This is a genomic window from Paenibacillus sp. FW101-FHT12H11 (assembly GCF_058790355.1).
Genome location: NZ_JBYTCO010000019.1, coordinates 36422 through 52928 on the forward strand (window position 1 = coordinate 36422; position 16507 = coordinate 52928).

Annotated in this window: 10 protein-coding genes; 7 read left to right on the top strand and 3 right to left on the bottom strand. The window is 49.4% G+C overall.

Features of this window, described 5'->3' with window-relative positions; all coding sequences use genetic code 11:
* Positions 1-44 precede the first annotated feature (44 nt).
* The gene (gene purD / locus AC3WTJ_RS36375) at positions 45-1304 is read left to right on the top strand and encodes a phosphoribosylamine--glycine ligase (RefSeq protein ID WP_492526520.1); all 1260 of its coding nucleotides are present in this window, start codon (positions 45-47) and stop codon (positions 1302-1304) included.
* Between the two features lie 62 nt (positions 1305-1366).
* On the opposite strand, the gene AC3WTJ_RS36380 is transcribed toward purD, so the two are convergent.
* Positions 1367-1492 carry a hypothetical protein gene (locus AC3WTJ_RS36380; protein WP_492526522.1) on the bottom strand — a complete coding sequence of 42 codons (126 nt, stop codon included), beginning with the start codon at positions 1490-1492 and terminating at the stop codon, positions 1367-1369.
* 92 nt (positions 1493-1584) lie between these two features.
* On the opposite strand from AC3WTJ_RS36380, the gene AC3WTJ_RS36385 reads away from it, so the two are divergent.
* Both AC3WTJ_RS36385 and AC3WTJ_RS36390 read left to right on the top strand, forming a co-directional pair.
* Positions 1585-2508 carry an N-acetylmuramoyl-L-alanine amidase family protein gene (locus AC3WTJ_RS36385; protein ID WP_492526567.1) on the top strand — a complete coding sequence of 308 codons (924 nt, stop codon included), beginning with the start codon at positions 1585-1587 and terminating at the stop codon, positions 2506-2508.
* A 505-nt stretch (positions 2509-3013) separates the two neighbouring features.
* Positions 3014-3814 carry a DODA-type extradiol aromatic ring-opening family dioxygenase gene (locus tag AC3WTJ_RS36390; RefSeq protein ID WP_492526524.1) on the top strand — a complete coding sequence of 267 codons (801 nt, stop codon included), beginning with the start codon at positions 3014-3016 and terminating at the stop codon, positions 3812-3814.
* 20 nt (positions 3815-3834) lie between these two features.
* Here the strand turns inward: AC3WTJ_RS36390 and AC3WTJ_RS36395 are convergent, their stop codons facing one another.
* On the bottom strand, positions 3835-4248 hold the full coding sequence (locus AC3WTJ_RS36395; RefSeq protein ID WP_492526526.1) for a thiol-disulfide oxidoreductase DCC family protein: 414 nt from the start codon (positions 4246-4248) through the stop codon (positions 3835-3837).
* Positions 4249-4481: 233 nt separating this feature from the next.
* Between AC3WTJ_RS36395 and AC3WTJ_RS36400 the strand changes: the two genes are divergently transcribed.
* Together AC3WTJ_RS36400 and AC3WTJ_RS36405 are read left to right on the top strand one after the other, a co-directional pair.
* A complete protein-coding gene (locus tag AC3WTJ_RS36400) occupies positions 4482-5567 on the top strand; it encodes a DUF3048 domain-containing protein (RefSeq protein ID WP_492526528.1) in 1086 nt (361 codons plus the stop codon).
* An 85-nt stretch (positions 5568-5652) separates the two neighbouring features.
* Positions 5653-7044 (top strand): ABC transporter substrate-binding protein, encoded by a 1392-nt coding sequence (locus AC3WTJ_RS36405; protein ID WP_492526530.1) that lies wholly within the window; start codon positions 5653-5655, stop codon positions 7042-7044.
* Positions 7045-7079: 35 nt separating this feature from the next.
* Here AC3WTJ_RS36405 and AC3WTJ_RS36410 read toward each other — a convergent pair whose 3' ends face one another.
* Positions 7080-9233 carry a helix-turn-helix domain-containing protein gene (locus AC3WTJ_RS36410; RefSeq protein WP_492526532.1) on the bottom strand — a complete coding sequence of 718 codons (2154 nt, stop codon included), beginning with the start codon at positions 9231-9233 and terminating at the stop codon, positions 7080-7082.
* Positions 9234-9548: 315 nt separating this feature from the next.
* Here AC3WTJ_RS36410 and AC3WTJ_RS36415 point away from each other — a divergent pair, with 315 nt between their 5' ends.
* Together AC3WTJ_RS36415 and AC3WTJ_RS36420 are read left to right on the top strand one after the other, a co-directional pair.
* Complete coding sequence (locus AC3WTJ_RS36415) at positions 9549-10733, top strand: HupE/UreJ family protein (RefSeq protein ID WP_492526534.1); 1185 nt, start codon at positions 9549-9551, stop codon at positions 10731-10733.
* Between the two features lie 30 nt (positions 10734-10763).
* Positions 10764-16241: an S-layer homology domain-containing protein gene (locus AC3WTJ_RS36420; RefSeq protein WP_492526536.1), complete on the top strand. Its 5478-nt coding sequence runs from the start codon at positions 10764-10766 to the stop codon at positions 16239-16241.
* The last annotated feature ends 266 nt before the right edge of the window (positions 16242-16507 follow it).

Below are 16507 nucleotides of genomic sequence, written 5' to 3' on the forward strand. Positions count from 1 at the left end.
GTGCGGACCGTGGGCATTCCCCATGAAAGGGACTGGTGACAAAGATGCGTGTATTAGTAATTGGACGAGGCGGGCGCGAGCATGCCATTGTATGGGCGCTGAGCAAGAGCCCGAAAATCAGCAAGCTTTTCTGCGCACCGGGGAACGGCGGCATTGCGGGGTTGGCGGAATGTGTGCCGATCACGGAACTGCAATTCGAAGAGATCAGCACATTTGCGAAAGAGCAAGCGATTGATCTGGTTATGGTAGCTCCTGACGATCCGCTGGCTGCAGGCCTTGTGGACCACTTGGAGTCTAAAGGGATTGAGGCGTTCGGCCCTCGCGCGAATGCAGCAATTATTGAGGGAAGCAAAGTATTTATGAAGGAGCTCCTGAAAAAATACAACATTCCTACGGCGGCTTATGAAACTTTTGACGCGTACGAACCGGCACTTGCCTACTTGCGTTCGCAAAAAGCGCCAATCGTTATCAAAGCTGATGGATTAGCTGCTGGTAAAGGTGTGACTGTTGCGCAAACGATGGAAGAAGCGGAAGCGGCGCTTCGCGACATTATGGTTGATCAAGTATTCGGTAAATCCGGCGCGAGCGTCGTGATTGAGGAGTTCTTGACGGGGCAAGAGATGTCGCTGCTTGCATTCGTTGACGGCTCTACGGTTCGTCTGATGGTGCCTTCGCAAGATCATAAGCCAGTCTTCGATAACGACAAAGGGCCGAATACGGGCGGAATGGGCACGTACTCACCGCTGCCGCATATCCCGGAGTCCATCGTGCAGGAAGCGCTTGTGAACATCGTCCAGCCGACGGCTGATGCGATGGTGAAAGAGGGCCGACCTTTCAAGGGCGTGCTCTATGCGGGATTGATTTTGACTCCGAACGGTGTGAAAACAATCGAGTTCAACGCGCGTTTCGGCGATCCGGAGACGCAGGTCATTTTACCTCGACTCCAAACAGATTTGCTGGATATTTTCCTTGCCATCAACAACGGAACGTTGGCTGAGCAGCCGATCGAGTGGAGCGAGGACGCGGCAGTTTGTGTGATTGTGGCTTCGGGCGGTTACCCTGGGCCATATCCGAAAGGATTGCCGATTACAGGGCTGGAGAACGTGCAGGACTCCTTGGTGTTCCACGCAGGAACGGCGCTGGAGAACGGGCAGATCGTGACGAACGGCGGACGCGTTCTGGGCATCACCGGTATCGGCAAAGACATCGTCGAAGCTCGTCAGAAAGCTTACGCGGATGCGGACCGGATCCATTTTGACGGGAAGCACTACCGGACGGATATTGCGATGAAAGCTTTGAAATAGGATAATGAAAAACACAGTGTCTTTCTTGCGGGAAAGGGCTGTGTTTTTGTTTTTTATGGGTACTAATCCTTGCCGCCGCGGATATATTTGTCTTTGTTTTTAAATTCGTACCAGATGGCTAGGAGTACGCCGACGATGAGGGCGAGGGATATCCAGTGATCTACGATAAAGTTCCAGAGGGTGTTCATGCGATTGCCTCCTTGGGATGCCTTTCGACTAGTTTTGGCTGCCGCTCTGCGTTTCATGCATGGTTAGATAACAGATAGGAGAGAACGGTGTGATGATGGTGGGAAAAAGAGCGATGCCGCTGGCTACCATGGCTATGTTGGTCTTGGTGGTTGGTTTGCTCGTTGCTTGCGGCGAGCGGGCAGGTGTTGAAGTTAACGGCTTGCCGGTAGTGGAGACGCCGGCTGTAGGCGCGCGGCCGACGCCTGAGCTGACGGCAGTTCAAGAGCCAGCACAGGTGTTAATGGCACAGGGGAAGGAATTGGTGCCGATACCGACGGAGCAAACGGCGGAAACGGCGGAAGCAGAACCAGATGCAGCGCAAGTGGAACGGCTGCCTGTGGCGCGCCAGCTGGTGATGCTGGACCCGGGGCATCAGCGTCATGGCAACAACGAGCCCGAGGCCGTAGGCCCGGATACGCGAGAAGTGAAACCTAAGGTCAGCTCCGGTACTGTCGGCGTTCGTACGAAGAAACCGGAATATGTGCTGAACCTGGAGGTCTCGCAGTTGGTTAAGGACGAGCTGGTAAAGCGCGGCATCGAAGTGGCGATGACCCGCGAATCGCACGATGTCGATATCTCCAACAAGCAGCGTTCGGAGATGGCGAATGAGGCCGGCGCAGTGCTGGCCGTGCGCATTCATGCAGATGGGGATAGCTCGCCGAAAACGAGCGGATTTTCGGTTTTGTATCCGTCAGCTGCTTCGGCGGCGCTGAAGCCCATTTCAGCAGAAAGCCGGCAAGCTGCCGGTTTCATTGCTGAGCACTTAAAGGCGGCGACAGGGACAGCAGGCAGAGGGCTGTCGGCGCGTAGCGACCTATCCGGTTTTAACTGGTCCAAGGTGCCAGTTGTGCTGGTTGAGCTCGGTTTCATGACTAACTCTGAAGAAGATGAGCGGCTGTCTGAAGCGGAGTACCAGCAAAAGCTCGCCGTCGGGATTGCTGACGGGATTGAGCAGTTTTTGAATGGTGGCAGCTAGCCTATCAGCACTTTAGCACCCATTGACTAGCTAACCGGCCTATAGGCAAGGCTGCTCCCAGTCCACATGCTACTCGAATTGCCAACTCTCGGCGCTCTGGCTACTAGTCAACCCGGGCCACTAGCTCGCGGCACGCAGGCTACATCCACTGAGCCCAGCAACTTCCGGCAACGAACAATCGGCCACCAGGCCTCCCAGCCATCCCGTTGGACAAAATCCAATAGAAAGACGGATTTAGCAGCTTAAATCTCCGTTATATTGGATGAAATCCAACGGGGAGCTCCTTATTCGGCTCTAAGAGGCAATTTTTCTAGGCCTCATTGGATTTTGTCCAATGTAATGTAAGATGGAGGCCTCGAATAGGCCTCTTCGTTAGATTTCATCCAATGCACCTCAACAAAACAGACCTAGCGAATGATAATCCGCGGGTTTTATTTCGTTACAGTAGAGAATACTGTAGAATATTGGTAAAATGTTTCCAAACCGGACGAAGGGGTGATTTGTCATGCTGCCAGCCTTTTTTATCGCACATGGAACGCCGAACTTGGCTATTGAGCAGCATGCTTACACCGAGTTTTTACACAAACTGGCGAAGAGCATTCCGCGGCCCAAAGCGATCGTTGTATTCAGCGCGTATTGGGAGAGTCCTGTGCAGGCGATTAGCTCAGCGATTCATCCGGAGACGATGTATGATGTTTCGGGAGCATCAGATAAGGTTTATAGCATTAAATACCCAGCTAGAGGCGATTTGACGCTGAGCTTGCATGTTCAGCAGCTGCTTCAAGAGGAAGGCATCCGCTGTGAGTTGGATGATGAGCGAGGATTGGATCATGGGGTATGGGCGCCTCTGTACCTGATGTACCCGGATGCGCAGATGCCCGTGGTGGCGCTCTCGGTGAATTCGAGATTGACGCCGGAAGAGCATTACCGTATCGGTGCGGCGCTCGGCTCTTTGCGGGAGGAGGATGTCCTCATCCTCGGAAGCGGCGGCACCGTGCACAATTTGCAGCGGTTAGACCGTAATAATCCGGTGCCCCAGTTGTGGGCGGTGGAATTCGATGAGTGGCTGGCGGAGCAGCTCGAAACGTGGAATCTTGAGGCGCTCGTGAGGTATGACGAAAGAGCGCCCCATGCGGCTGCGGCGGTGCCGACGCCGCAGCATTTTGCGCCTTTGCTGCTCGCACTAGGTGCGGCAGACGGCGGACGCCGGGCGAAGCTGCTGCATCACAGCTTCCAAATGGGCACGCTCAGCCTGTGCTGCTGGATGTTCGGCGGCTTGAAAAAGCCTGAGCGCTTCCTGGATTAAGCGCGTACTGTGTTGCGAAGCTATTCAAGGAAGCGCTGCTTGAACTCTGGCTTCGGCAGCATGCAATGCTCAGCCTTGCCGAACCAGCGATAGCGATTGCTCGCGATGAAGGCATAGCCGAGATTCCGCAGCGGAGGCGGAATGATGATGGCGGCATACGCCAGCGGGTAAGCGCCGCGCAGCCGCCGGGCAATGCGCAGCGCCGCCGTCGAGCGGGTGTAGGCGCGCCCGTTCTCAATCAGCACAATCGTGCTGATGTTGTCCGTGGGCAGCCGATGCTGCTCGAGCAGCTTTTGCCCGGCAGCCGACTGCAAGGACGCGAAACGGAAATGGCCCTTCGGGTCGTTCCGCAGGATGAACTGCACAGCTCCGCTGCACAAATTGCAGACGCCGTCGAATAGAATGACGGCCTTGTCATCAGTCGGCTTGGTCATGGGCGAGTCCTCCTTGGGGTTTGCAACGATATTTACTGTACTTTTTACATGAAGTTCGTCCGCAATTTACTGTCACCACATCGTTCTCCCTCTACTATACCTAATTACGTTGAAATCCTCCATCATGTAAAGTAAGCAGGGGAATGCCCCTAACCCAAAAAGTCTTCTATTTCTCTCTTGCCTAGCATATACATTTTCATAGAACAATAGATGAAGAGAAGAGGTGCCTATTGATGAAATCATTGTCCCTATCCCGCCGCAAAAGAACGCTCAGCGCCTGGCTCGTCCTCGGCTGCTCGGTCATAACCCTTGTCGGCTGCAGCGATACGCCGGTTTCCCTGCCAACAACGACGCCGGATACCGCAGCAGCAACGCCGTCTGCTTCAACGCCTGCCACGAAGCCCGCAACCACAGCCGTAGAGTCGGAGCTACCCTACAAATTCCCGCTGACTGGACTCCCTTCGGCGAAAGAAGTGAAGAGCCGTCCTTTCATGGTTATGGTCGAAAATGCTCCGCAAGCCAGGCCGCAAACCGGACTTGATCAGGCTGACATCGTCTACGAAATTCTCGCAGAAGGCGAGATTACTAGATTTGTCTCCGTGTTCCAAAGCCACGAGGCCACAACGATCGGTCCAGTTCGCAGCATCCGGCCTTATTTTGTAGAGATCGGCGATGCGCTGGATGCCGTTATCGTTCATGCCGGTTGGAGCCAGGAGGCGATGGACATGATGGCCGGCCGCAAGCTGGCTCATCTCGATGAGGTCTATGGCGATGGCGCCTACTACTGGCGCTCGACGGATCGTAAGGCTCCTCACAATCTCTATACCTCTGTGGATAAAATGAAGAAAGGCGCCGAAGCGCGCAAATTCCGCACAGAGTGGAATGGACCGCTGCTTACTTTCGCCAAGGATGATGGTCAAAGTAAACTAACCGGCGCTGCCACTCATTACATTCTTATTCCTTATCTTCAAGGATATTTCGTTTCCTATGAATACAATGCCGGGGATGGCGTGTACATGCGCAGCATGGAGGGCAAGCCGCATCTCGACAAGGAGACCGGAAAGCAACTGCAAGCCAAAAATCTGCTCGTGCTCGAGAGCAAGCACAAAATCGTAGACAAGGAAGGGCGCCGCGAGGTCGACGTGTTCGGCCCTAATAAAGGCGTCATCCTGCAAGAGGGCAAATCCCAGCCGATTACATGGGAACGCAAAAACGGCATGCTGCGCGCCTACGCGGAAGACGGCAAAGAAGTGCCGCTGCTGCCTGGCAATACATGGGTGCAGATCGTGCCTGAAGGAACGGCGCTTAAAATGGAATAAGTCCAATTTTAACAATCTCTTAACATTCCAATAATCATGCTCATACATTGATCCCCTATGATTAAAAGTCATGGGGGGGAATATCATGAATAAATTTCAACGTAAAGTTTCAGTACCCATTTATACGATGTTTATTTTGCTGCTGTTTGGCATTTTTGGAATTAGCTATACAATCTGGGGGAACCAAAGCGGAGTCAGAGGAGGCAAAGCTGGAGCTGCGGAAGCCGTCTCGGAGTCGGCCGTTGGGGTTACGAAAATCGTCTGGTGGCACGCGATGAGCGGCGAGAACGGCAAAGTAGTGGACAAGCTCGTCTCTGCGTTCAATGCATCGCATAAAGATATGAAGGTGGAAGCCGTCTATCAGGGCTCTTATTACGATAGCCTGACGAAGTTGAAAGCGTCCATCGGTACAACGATTGCACCTACCATGGCACAGGTGTATGATATCGGAACCCGGTTTATGATTGATTCGAAAGCCATTACACCGATTCAGACGTTTATCGATCGGGAGAAGTACGACACATCTCAGATGGATGAAGCTATTATTAATTATTACACAGTGGATAATACGCTGTTTTCGATGCCTTTTAACGCATCCAATCCGATCCTGTACTATAACAAAGATTTGTTCACGGCAGCAGGACTGAATCCTGATCAACCGCCCGTGTTGTATGAAGACGTTAAGAAAGCGGCAACTAAGCTGACAAAAGGCGGCGTAACGGGCGCTTATTTTGGTACACATAGCTGGTATATGGAGCAGTTTGTCGCCAATCAAGGCGCAGAGTGGGTAAATAACGGGAATGGTCGCGATGGACTAGCTACCGCTTGGCAGTTGAACGGCGCAGAGGGCGTCAAGGCTCTTGCTTGGTGGAAGGAGCTTGTAGACAACAATGTAGCGATCTACTCGGCTGGCAAGGGAGATACCTCGAAGAAAGCGTTCGCCGAAGGCAAGGTTGCGATGATTTTCGATACAACGGCCGCATTGCGTGATATCCTGGACTCGGTTGAAGGCAAATTCGAAGTCGGGACAGGCTTCTTTCCGAAACCAGCTGAGACGGCGAGTGGCGGCGTAGGAGTTGGAGGCGGCAGCAACTGGATTCTGAACAGTAAGTCCGAGGAGGAACAGCAGGCTGCTTGGACGTTCATGAAGTTTTTATCAGAGCCTGAACAACAAGCCATTTTTCACGTAAATACGGGCTATTTTCCAATCACGAAGAAAACCTATGAGCTGCCAATCGTGCAGGAAAACATGAAGAAATATCCGCAGTTCAAGACAGCGATCGAACAACATCAGGCTTCAAAATTAAATAAAGCAACGCTAGGCGGCATTCTTGGCGTATACCCTGACGCAAGGAAACTTACAGAAGAAGCCGTCAATCAGGCGCTCAGCGGACAGCAGCCGCCGCAGGCGGCGCTTGATGCGGCAGCAGCCGAAATTAACGCCAAAATAGCAGCGTATAATCAGGCATTACAATAAACCTAAAAAAGCACCCCGATTCGGGATGCTTTTTTTTATAGCTTTGTTTTGCGGTATTCGCCTGGGGATGAGCCTGTGCGGTTTTTGAACATTCGGTTAAACGAAGAGATGTTGCGATAACCCACTTGGATACTGATTTCTTGGATGTTCAAATCGGTCGAATGCAGCAATTCCTTCGCATTGCTCACTCTTCGGTCATGCAGGTGTTCCATGAAGTTGGCACCCGTCTTCTCTTTGATATACGTCGAGAGGTAGGAGGTGCTTAAATTCAGTTGATCAGCTAGGACATCGAGCGAGAGATCCTCTGCGAATTGCTCATGAATCACGCGAAGAACACGGTCAACGATAGGGTCGTTGGCTTCTTTTTTCTCACGGATAATCTGAGTAACAGCTCGGAAATAAGCCTGGAAGGTGATTTCGTATTCCGTGAGTGTGCAGCATTCGTCCAGCTGAAGCAGAAGGGGTTTAAGCTGCCATAAGGCCTCTGTTTGGACTTTGTAATGCTCCAGCACCATCTTGGCCTTGTCCGTCACGGCAACTGTCATATGCCTAAACACATCAACTGACGCTTCTTTGTGGTTAAGTTCTTGTAACCATGGGAGGAAGAGGTCCAGTGTTTCCTGCTCTTTGCCAGCCTTCAGTACGGCGGTTAATTCTTGCTCCTGCGAAAGCGTTAAGACATACGTAGAGCGGTCCGTGCGGAACTCGGTGATCGTTTGCGTTTCGCCCAGCAGTCTGGCTTGCATGGCCATTTCATTGACTTGGCGGTAGGCATAGCCAAACTGGATCGAATGTTCGAAAGCAGAACTTACGGCCGCCGTTACCAGACAGTAGCGTTTGTCTTGATCCAGAACCTGCTTCAGCTTCCCTAGCATGGCGATGATGCGATCTCTCTCATTACCAGGAAAAACAGACAGAAACTGATGATGCTCAATTTGAAAAGTATGGGACCCGGGAATAGTTGCATCCGCAAACTGTTTGAGCTGCGCACCGACCGACTGTGAGATCTGCTCTTTGCTCAGCGGGACATCTACAAAAGCAGCTGCTCGATAGCGAAGCTCGTACAGAACGATGGTGTAAGTTTCTTCAGTACCTTGGATGTGCGGCCATTCGCCTGATTCCAGATTGATATTTTTTAACTTATTGATGAAGTGGTAGTTGGTCAGCTCGGACTGCTGCTCCTTCAGTTCTTGTTGAATTTGCCCTTTTTCCTTCAGCAGCTGGCGTACAGGATTGTTAATCCTTTTGCTGAAAAAGATCGAGACAACGAAAGCGATGAAAATCGAGATACCTAGCAGGATGATCATGAGATTGTCCAAACGAAGGATTTTGCCTGCGAAATCAGGATTGGTAACTCGCATGATGAAATGCATGCTGTCTTCATTTTGATAATCGACGTAATAAATCCCTTTTTCCAGTAGATAGGCACGCTCAGTAGGTGGAGATGAGAATAACGTGTCTGGCAGCTTAGCAGCACTACTACGATTCGTTTGATAAATGAGGTCTTGCCCCGGTCCCACAATGGTTAAATCCAGATTGGGATTTTCCTTGAGCATCGCGTCCCGCAAACGATCGGCGTCGATCATGGCGATCAACATATTATCGGCTAGTGCAGGTTTGATGGAATAAGGAATCATGGTTTTGAACGTTGGATCAGCTTGTGTAGCACCAAATTCAGCAGCCGGATGAAGCACGAAATTCTCTGTACGTTGAAACTGTGACTGCCAATAAGAAACTGGGTATGGTTTACTGACATACAGTCCTGCAAACAATTCTTGATTCGTTCCCGGACCAAATTTATTAATGGCCAGATTCGCAGAACGAAACAGAAGGATCATATTATCCAGATAAAGCTCTGAATCCCCCACGATACTTTGGATGTCCAGAACAATGGGTCGTGTGGTCAGCGACTCGGCATCTTTTTTAAGATTCACTTGATTGTTAAGAGTAATGACATCTTTATCTGTGAATTGCTTGAAAAGGGCCTCTCTGATTTTATCCAACTGAAACTGATAACGCTCCGCCACTTTCTGCAAAGTGAGGTGATTCTGTTCGATCATCTCGCTGCGAAGGTGGCTTTTTAGCATCCAGAAGATGAGTAGGCTAAAAGAGGAGAAGATCAGAATCAGAATGATGAAGCTTGTCAAAACATGTCGAAACAAGGATTTATTCAATGAAAAAATAGTCATAAGTCGCAGGCCCCTTTGATCGTTACGCTGTTGACTTCCGGCGAGTTATATACAGTCAATTGTAGACGATTATCCTTGGTAAGGGTATGGGCTTTTTTTTGGAAGCTTTGCATTTTTACTGATCAGGCGGTTCATAAAAGCTTAAAAAACCAATCGAAACAATGGGAAAGTATCGAAAATCATGTATATAGGCAAGGCAGCGGCCCCCCGGATATGATGGGCAGGTAACAAGCGAGGCTTATGGGAAGGAGAGGCGGCTTAAGGTTCGAAAGAGCAAGATCAGTTGATGAAGACGAATGAGGGGATAGGAACGAAATGAAACACATGCGTGATAGAACCGTGACCAACATCTATAAGAGCTTTTTTGCTATTGCTTTGGCGGTAATCGTAAGCATGACCTTTGCTGGTTCGGCAGGAGCTCATTTCTCTTCAACCGGTTACTCCGATATCAAGGTGGGTGCGGATACGATCCAATACCACCTGTCGATTCTGGAGAGCGACTTTGTTCATATATTCCCGGACAAGCCGGATGGCGGCGACAAGATCAGCGATAAACAATTGTCAGCATCTACGGATGCTCTAACAAGGCTTGTCGATGACGGCCTGATCGTAACGGGAGACGGGAAAATCGGATCTGCGGTGATTACCGGTGCCAAGCATGAGAAACGAGCCAGCATGGATATGATCGGTATCGATATCCGATATAAATTCGCTGCCACCGTGAAGCAGTATCTGATGCAGTACAATTTCTTCTGGTACAGCGGGGTCGATGTCAACCATAGTAACTATGCCACGATTCAGGTCGGCGGCCAAACCATTCAGCAGGTACTTGGCAGCCAGAATTATATTGTACAGATTCAAGGGCCGGGCGCAGCAGCCGGGAATCCGTCAGCAGCGGCACCAGCTTCAACCCTTGATGCAAAGCCTGCCGTTAATTTGGAGGAGGCTTCTTGGCTAAGTACGCTCAAAACCTACGTTCTCATGGGGATGGAGCACATCTGGTCGGGTCTGGATCACATGCTTTTCGTGCTGGGACTTCTGTTAGCTGCTGAGCAAAGGGTATGGAAAATCGTACGACTGATTACCGCCTTTACAATAGGTCACTGCATTACGCTAGTCCTATCTTCTCTAGAGGTCGCTTATCTCTCACCTAAAATCGTTGAACCCTTAATTGCCCTTAGCATTCTGTACATTGCTGTAGAGAATATATGGAAGCGAAAAGAGAGTGCACGTGTAATCGTTACGTTGTTGTTTGGCCTTGTGCACGGATTCGGTTTTGCCGAGGTGCTGCGAGGAACGTTGTCTGGACATATGGCCCTTCCTTTATTTTCATTCAACTTGGGGGTAGAAATTGGACAGCTTGTCGTTGTAGCGATTGTGATTCCAGTACTCCTGTGGATTAAACGTTTGCCTTTGCAAATCAAATGGAATCAATACGCATCGGGGATCATTGGCGTGTTCGGGCTTTACTGGTTGATTGAGCGCATTATTAGTCAATAAAACTTTTTATGATGAGGGGACGTTATCAAGTTGGTTAAAAAGAGTTTCAAACGATGGATATCCGGCGCGACCGTAGCTGGGATGATGTTCAGCATGCTGATGCCTATGGCGGCACAGGCGGATGAGACGCAAATCAGCGCGGTCGACTATTCGAAATTGCCTAAACTGATGATTACGGAGCTTGTTCCGGATACAGCGAATATCAGCAGTTCAGATGCTTATGAATTTATTGAAGTTTATAACAATACGAACAAAACACTCGATTTTAAAGATTACAATCTGGTGTACCGATATCCCGGAACGAGCACGGTTTGGGGATCTTATCAGAATGGGAATCCCAATGGAAGTATGAAGATTCCTGCGCAATCCTCCATCGTCCTGTGGGTGATGAATACGGATAAAGGGATCAATTTAAATCTGCAAGCATCGGATTTTAATCAGAACTTCCATACGACTCTGCAAGAAAATGTGAACCTTTTCCGTGTTGACGGCGGTGGTGGTATGCACAACAGCAGCCCAAGGGATCTAGTCATTCAAGAGAAAGACGGCACGGATATCTCCATTGCCAGCTACCAAAACGATGACCAAACAAAGCCGGAAAAAGGAATTTTCTATCGCTTCCCGGCGGATGGAACGAAGAACATGGTGATGTATGGCTCGGGGGCTGACGCGAATGCAGCCGCTGCCACCCCAGGGACTATCGACCCTACTCAGGTTCCGCCTGTTCCGCTGTACTTCTCTGATCCTCCTGTCATCGGCCACACGCCGGTTGCCCAGGCTGATCAGAAGAACGACTTGATCTTGCAAGCTCAGATTGCTAACACAGAGCAGAATGAAACGGTATCTGCTGCCGTGTATTATCAGTTGGCATCGCAGACCAGCTATGAATCCGTACCTATGACAGTAACGGGCAGCAATCAATATCAAGCTGTTATTACGAAGGACAAGCTAACTGAAAGTCAATTGAATTACTACATTCAAGCGAATGACGGCTTCAGCACGGTAAGATCGAACGTTTACAACGTAAATGTTACGCTTGATCAATCCGACTACTCGAAAGTTCCACCGCTCATGGTGACCGAAGTTGTTCCAGACTCCACGAATGTGGGCTCAGCGGACGGTTATGAGTTCATTGAAGTTTATAACAATACGGATCAACCCGTGAATTTCAAAGACTATAAAGTCGTCTACCGTTACACAGATTCGGGTCCTGATGCGGACGTTCCATGGCCTGCGGATAAAGAAGATATGATCATTCCTTCAAAAGGGACGCTCGTCTTCTGGATCATCAACAACCAGAATGCGAACTCGACCGCAGCTGACTTCAATGCCAACTACGGAACGAATCTGGTAGAAGGCACTAACCTTGTACGCGTGCACAGTGACGGGATGGCGAACGGCTCCAACCGTGGTCTCGTGATTGCTACGAATACGGGTATTGAGCTTTCTACAGCTTATTACATCAACGGCGATTCAAAGGCCAATAAAGGGATTTTGTATAAATACCCGACTGACGGCGGCAAAACGATGATTAAATACAGCTCGACCGTTGCAGCAGCAACACCGGGTTCCGTAGATCAAGTTCAAGTGCCACCACAGACGGTGAAGGTCACGCCGGATACTCTTAAGCCTACGCTTAATGATTTGACCAAAGAGAGCACGCTGGATCAAGCTTTAGATCTTGAAATTATCGGAGAGGCTAAAGACGAAACATCGCTCAAAACCGTAGCACTCTACTATAAAACAGAAAAGCAGTCCCAATACAATAAGAGGTACTTGAAAGAAAGCTTCGCGGATACGTTGTACCACTATATGGTTTATTCGCCTGAGCTTATCGGAAACTCTTACCTGGATTATTATTTCACAGCGTCCGACGGCACGAATGAAACGGTTACTCAGACGAAGCGTGTTCAAATTCAAGGCGGATCAGACCATTCCAACCTGCGCTTGAATGTGAAAGACGGTGACGTCGTTTCGCAAACGAAAGCGTTGAAAGGAACAGGCGAGGGCGTTAACCCGGACAGCCTGAAACTGGCGATCGACGGCAGCGAGCTGACACAGTCGACTTATCATGCCGTAGAGCATGATGCGTTCTTCGCTTTTGAAGTCATGGGCGTGAACTATTATTTCAAAAATGGGATTACCCAAGGGCAGGAAATTCTCTCGATTTTCCAAGATCCTATTAATAGCTACAAAACATTATCCATTCCATTAAAAGCCGAGCGTCTCAAAGAAGGAAGCAATGCGTTCCAGATTCGTGCTGGTTCCAAGGCTTCACCGTTTGACGATCGTCCGGAAGAGAATAAAGATAATTTTGAAGTGAAGAACGTTCGTCTCGTGTTTGCTGACGGTACGGTTGTGTATGATGCAAAATATAGCGATCCGAACAAGGTGATCAAAATCGGGGATTCCTCCGGTCTGTCGCCAGTGATTGATTTCAACTTCGTCATTCCGTCCACGCAGCTTGCTTCCAAGGCTTATGATTGGAACACGGCGTTAACGAATGATGGTAATCATCAGGTTACAGTTAGCGATACGACAGGGGGTACGATTACTTCTAACGTTCAGGTAGATAACACAGCTCCTGTTGTGCAGCCTTCCATTGAGGAAGGGAAAATGTACCGCGGAAGCTTCACGATCGATGCGAACGTAACGGATGCATTGGCCGGTGTAGACAAGGTCGAGGCTTTGCTAGACGATCAGACAGTTACGCTGCCAATGGCTACTTCATCCGCACAACTGCCGGGTGGAGCGCATGTTTTCAACGTCAAGGCAACGGATAAAGTTGGGAATGTGAAGGAAGTCACTGTTCATTTCGAAGTGCCTAACGAGGCGCCGGATATGCCGGTATTAATCTCTCCGAGTCAAGGTGCGAGCAATGTGGATCCGAACGCTTCCTTAAGCGTGAAAGTAAGCGATCCGATGAACGACGACTTGAAAGTTACGTTCAATCAAGGCTTCAAATACGATGCAAGCACACAGGGAACGTTCACCGGCTATCGCGGCGCTGCGGATACAGAGCCTCCGAAGCAGGAGAAGCCTGCAAGTGAAGCGGCTATGACACCTGAAGATTACAGTAAAATCAGCAGCGTAGACGGCAATTATCTTACTGATGATGCTGTTGAGAAGTTCCCTTATCAACGTTTTGAGGTTGCATTGGATCCTGCGATTCAAAGCACGGATGAAGTTGTCATTGACTGGAAAGGGAAATCCCTGGAAGGGCGTAAAGTTTCTTTATATGCTTGGAGCCCAAGTAAGCTGGAGTGGGTCGCTTTGAAGACCGTTATCGCGGGCAGCGAAGACTTTGAGCTCAAAGCGAATGTTCAAGCCGGCGATTATGCCAATAACGCGAAAATTCAAGTGATGGTGCAGGACGAAATTGCTATCACACAGAATCAAGCCGCTGATACCGACTATGATTTCTCCTTCGTGTGGATGTCCGATACGCAGTACTATTCCAAGAGCTATCCATATATCTATCAAAAAATGGTGAAATGGATCGCCGACCACAAAGAAGACAACAAAATTAAATACGTCATTCATACCGGCGACATCGTTGATAACGCCGACCAAGAGTACCAATGGATTGAAGCCGATAAAGATATGAAAGTTTTGGAAACGGCTGGAATCCCTTACGGGGTGCTTGCAGGGAACCATGACGTAGGCCATCAAGACAATGATTACAGCTATTATGACAAATGGTTTGGTGAGGATCGTTTCAAAAACCAACCAACCTATGGAGAATCTTACGATAACAACCGCGGCCACTATGACTTAGTTTCCTCGAACGGTAACGATTTTATCATGGTTTACATGGGCTGGGGATATGGAGACAAAGAGATTGATTGGATCAACGAAGTGTTGAAAAAGTATCCGAACCGCAAAGCGATTCTGAACTTCCATGAATTCATGCTCGTTTCCAATAACCGTGCGCCAATGGCGGAAAAAGTATTTGAGCGCGTTATTAAGCCGAATAAGAACGTTATTGCCGCTCTATCCGGTCATTATCACGACGCTGAGTTGAAAGTCGATCCGATCGACGATAACAACGACGGCATTCCAGACCGCAATGTGTATCAAATGTTGGCGGACTACCAAGGGGCGCCTGAAGGCGGACTTGGGTATATGAGATTAATGCAATTTGATTTGGCACATGGCAAAATCAACATGAAAACTTACTCGCCTCATCTGGACGATTACAACTATTATGATCCGAGTGAGTATCCTGGGAAAGACGAATTCAGCCTGGATCTGAATCTGGATGCTGTAACCAAACGCGTAGCTACGGATTATATCGGTGTGAACGTGTATACGAACAAAACGATCGGAAGCGTAGCAACTGTGAAAAGCGGAGAGAACGCTTCGGTAACGTGGCCGAATCTTGCTCAGAATACGACATATCAGTGGTATGCTGTCGCAGAGGATGCTTACGGCGGTTTGAGACAGTCGGATATTTGGAAGTTTACGACTGGAACGTCGACGACGGATCCGTCTGATTCCGACTCCGATTCTGGCTCAGGTGCAACTTCACCATCTACTCCAGTTGACACTAAAGTTACCTCGACAGATGGTAAGCTAACCCTTCCGGTAGGCAGCATGGGTGAAGTAAGCTTCGAAAATGCGGTTACCGTTACAATTCCGGCGGATGCTTCTATGAAAGAATTGAAGTTGACCATTGAGAAGCTGAATGAAACGAAAGATCTTTTGAAGAATAATGAAGTGCTAGCTAGCCCGATCTATGAGATCCTCAAAAACTTCACCGAGAACTTCAATAAGCCGGTAACATTAACGTTTACGTTCGACCCGGCAAGCTTGAAGGGCGACCAAAAAGCAGCAGTCTTCTATTTTGACGAAGCGAACAAGCTGTGGGTGCAAGTAGAGGGTGGCAAGGTTAATGGCAATCGCATCAGTGTAGAGGTTAATCACTTTACGAAATATGCGGTTATGGCAGTTGGTTCAGCTGTAGTTGATCCAACAACACCAGCCGTTGCCTTAAACGACATCAAAGGACACTGGGCAGAATCTAACATTCTTGAACTGGTTAAAGCGGGTTCCATTAACGGCTATGAAGATGGCACATTTAAACCGGAAAACCGCATCACACGCGCTGAGTTCGTTTCAATCGTTGTGAAATACCTGAAATTGAACGAGCAAGGCAGCAACAATAAATTTGCGGATGCAGCGAACCACTGGGCGAAGAATGCGATCGCCATTGCTGCAGCGCAAGGCATTATTACTGGATACACGGATACAACCTTTGGTCCGGATGATTTCATTACCCGTGAGCAAATGGCGGAAATCATGGTTCGTGCCGCTCATTTGGACAAAGTGGCAGGGAATACGACCTTCTCCGATAACGCTGCGATTTCAGATTGGGCGCAAGCGGCAGTAGCTACGTTAACCTCCAAAGGGTTCATGAACGGTTACGAGGACGGTACGCTGAAGCCGCAAGGATTAACAACGCGCGCAGAAGCATCTACCCTTATTCTAAGAGTATTGAAAAAGTAGTAATGAAAAAGGCTCCTTCGTCTGAAAAGACGGGGAGCCTTTTGTGCTCACAGGTTCTCTCTCGTGGCAGGTGGAGAGGAACTTGAGGGCGCTATTCTGGCCGAAACGGCTACTTTAGCGGGGGAGCGGGAACTGTGGTCCGCTAATTAGCTGATGTGGGCAGGTTTTTGGGCAATGGCAGCGAAATAAGAGCCTGTAGTTCCCCTCGCTACCGTGAAACTCCAAGTTTCCCCTAAATAAGGGAATGGAGTTCCCTTATCATCCGA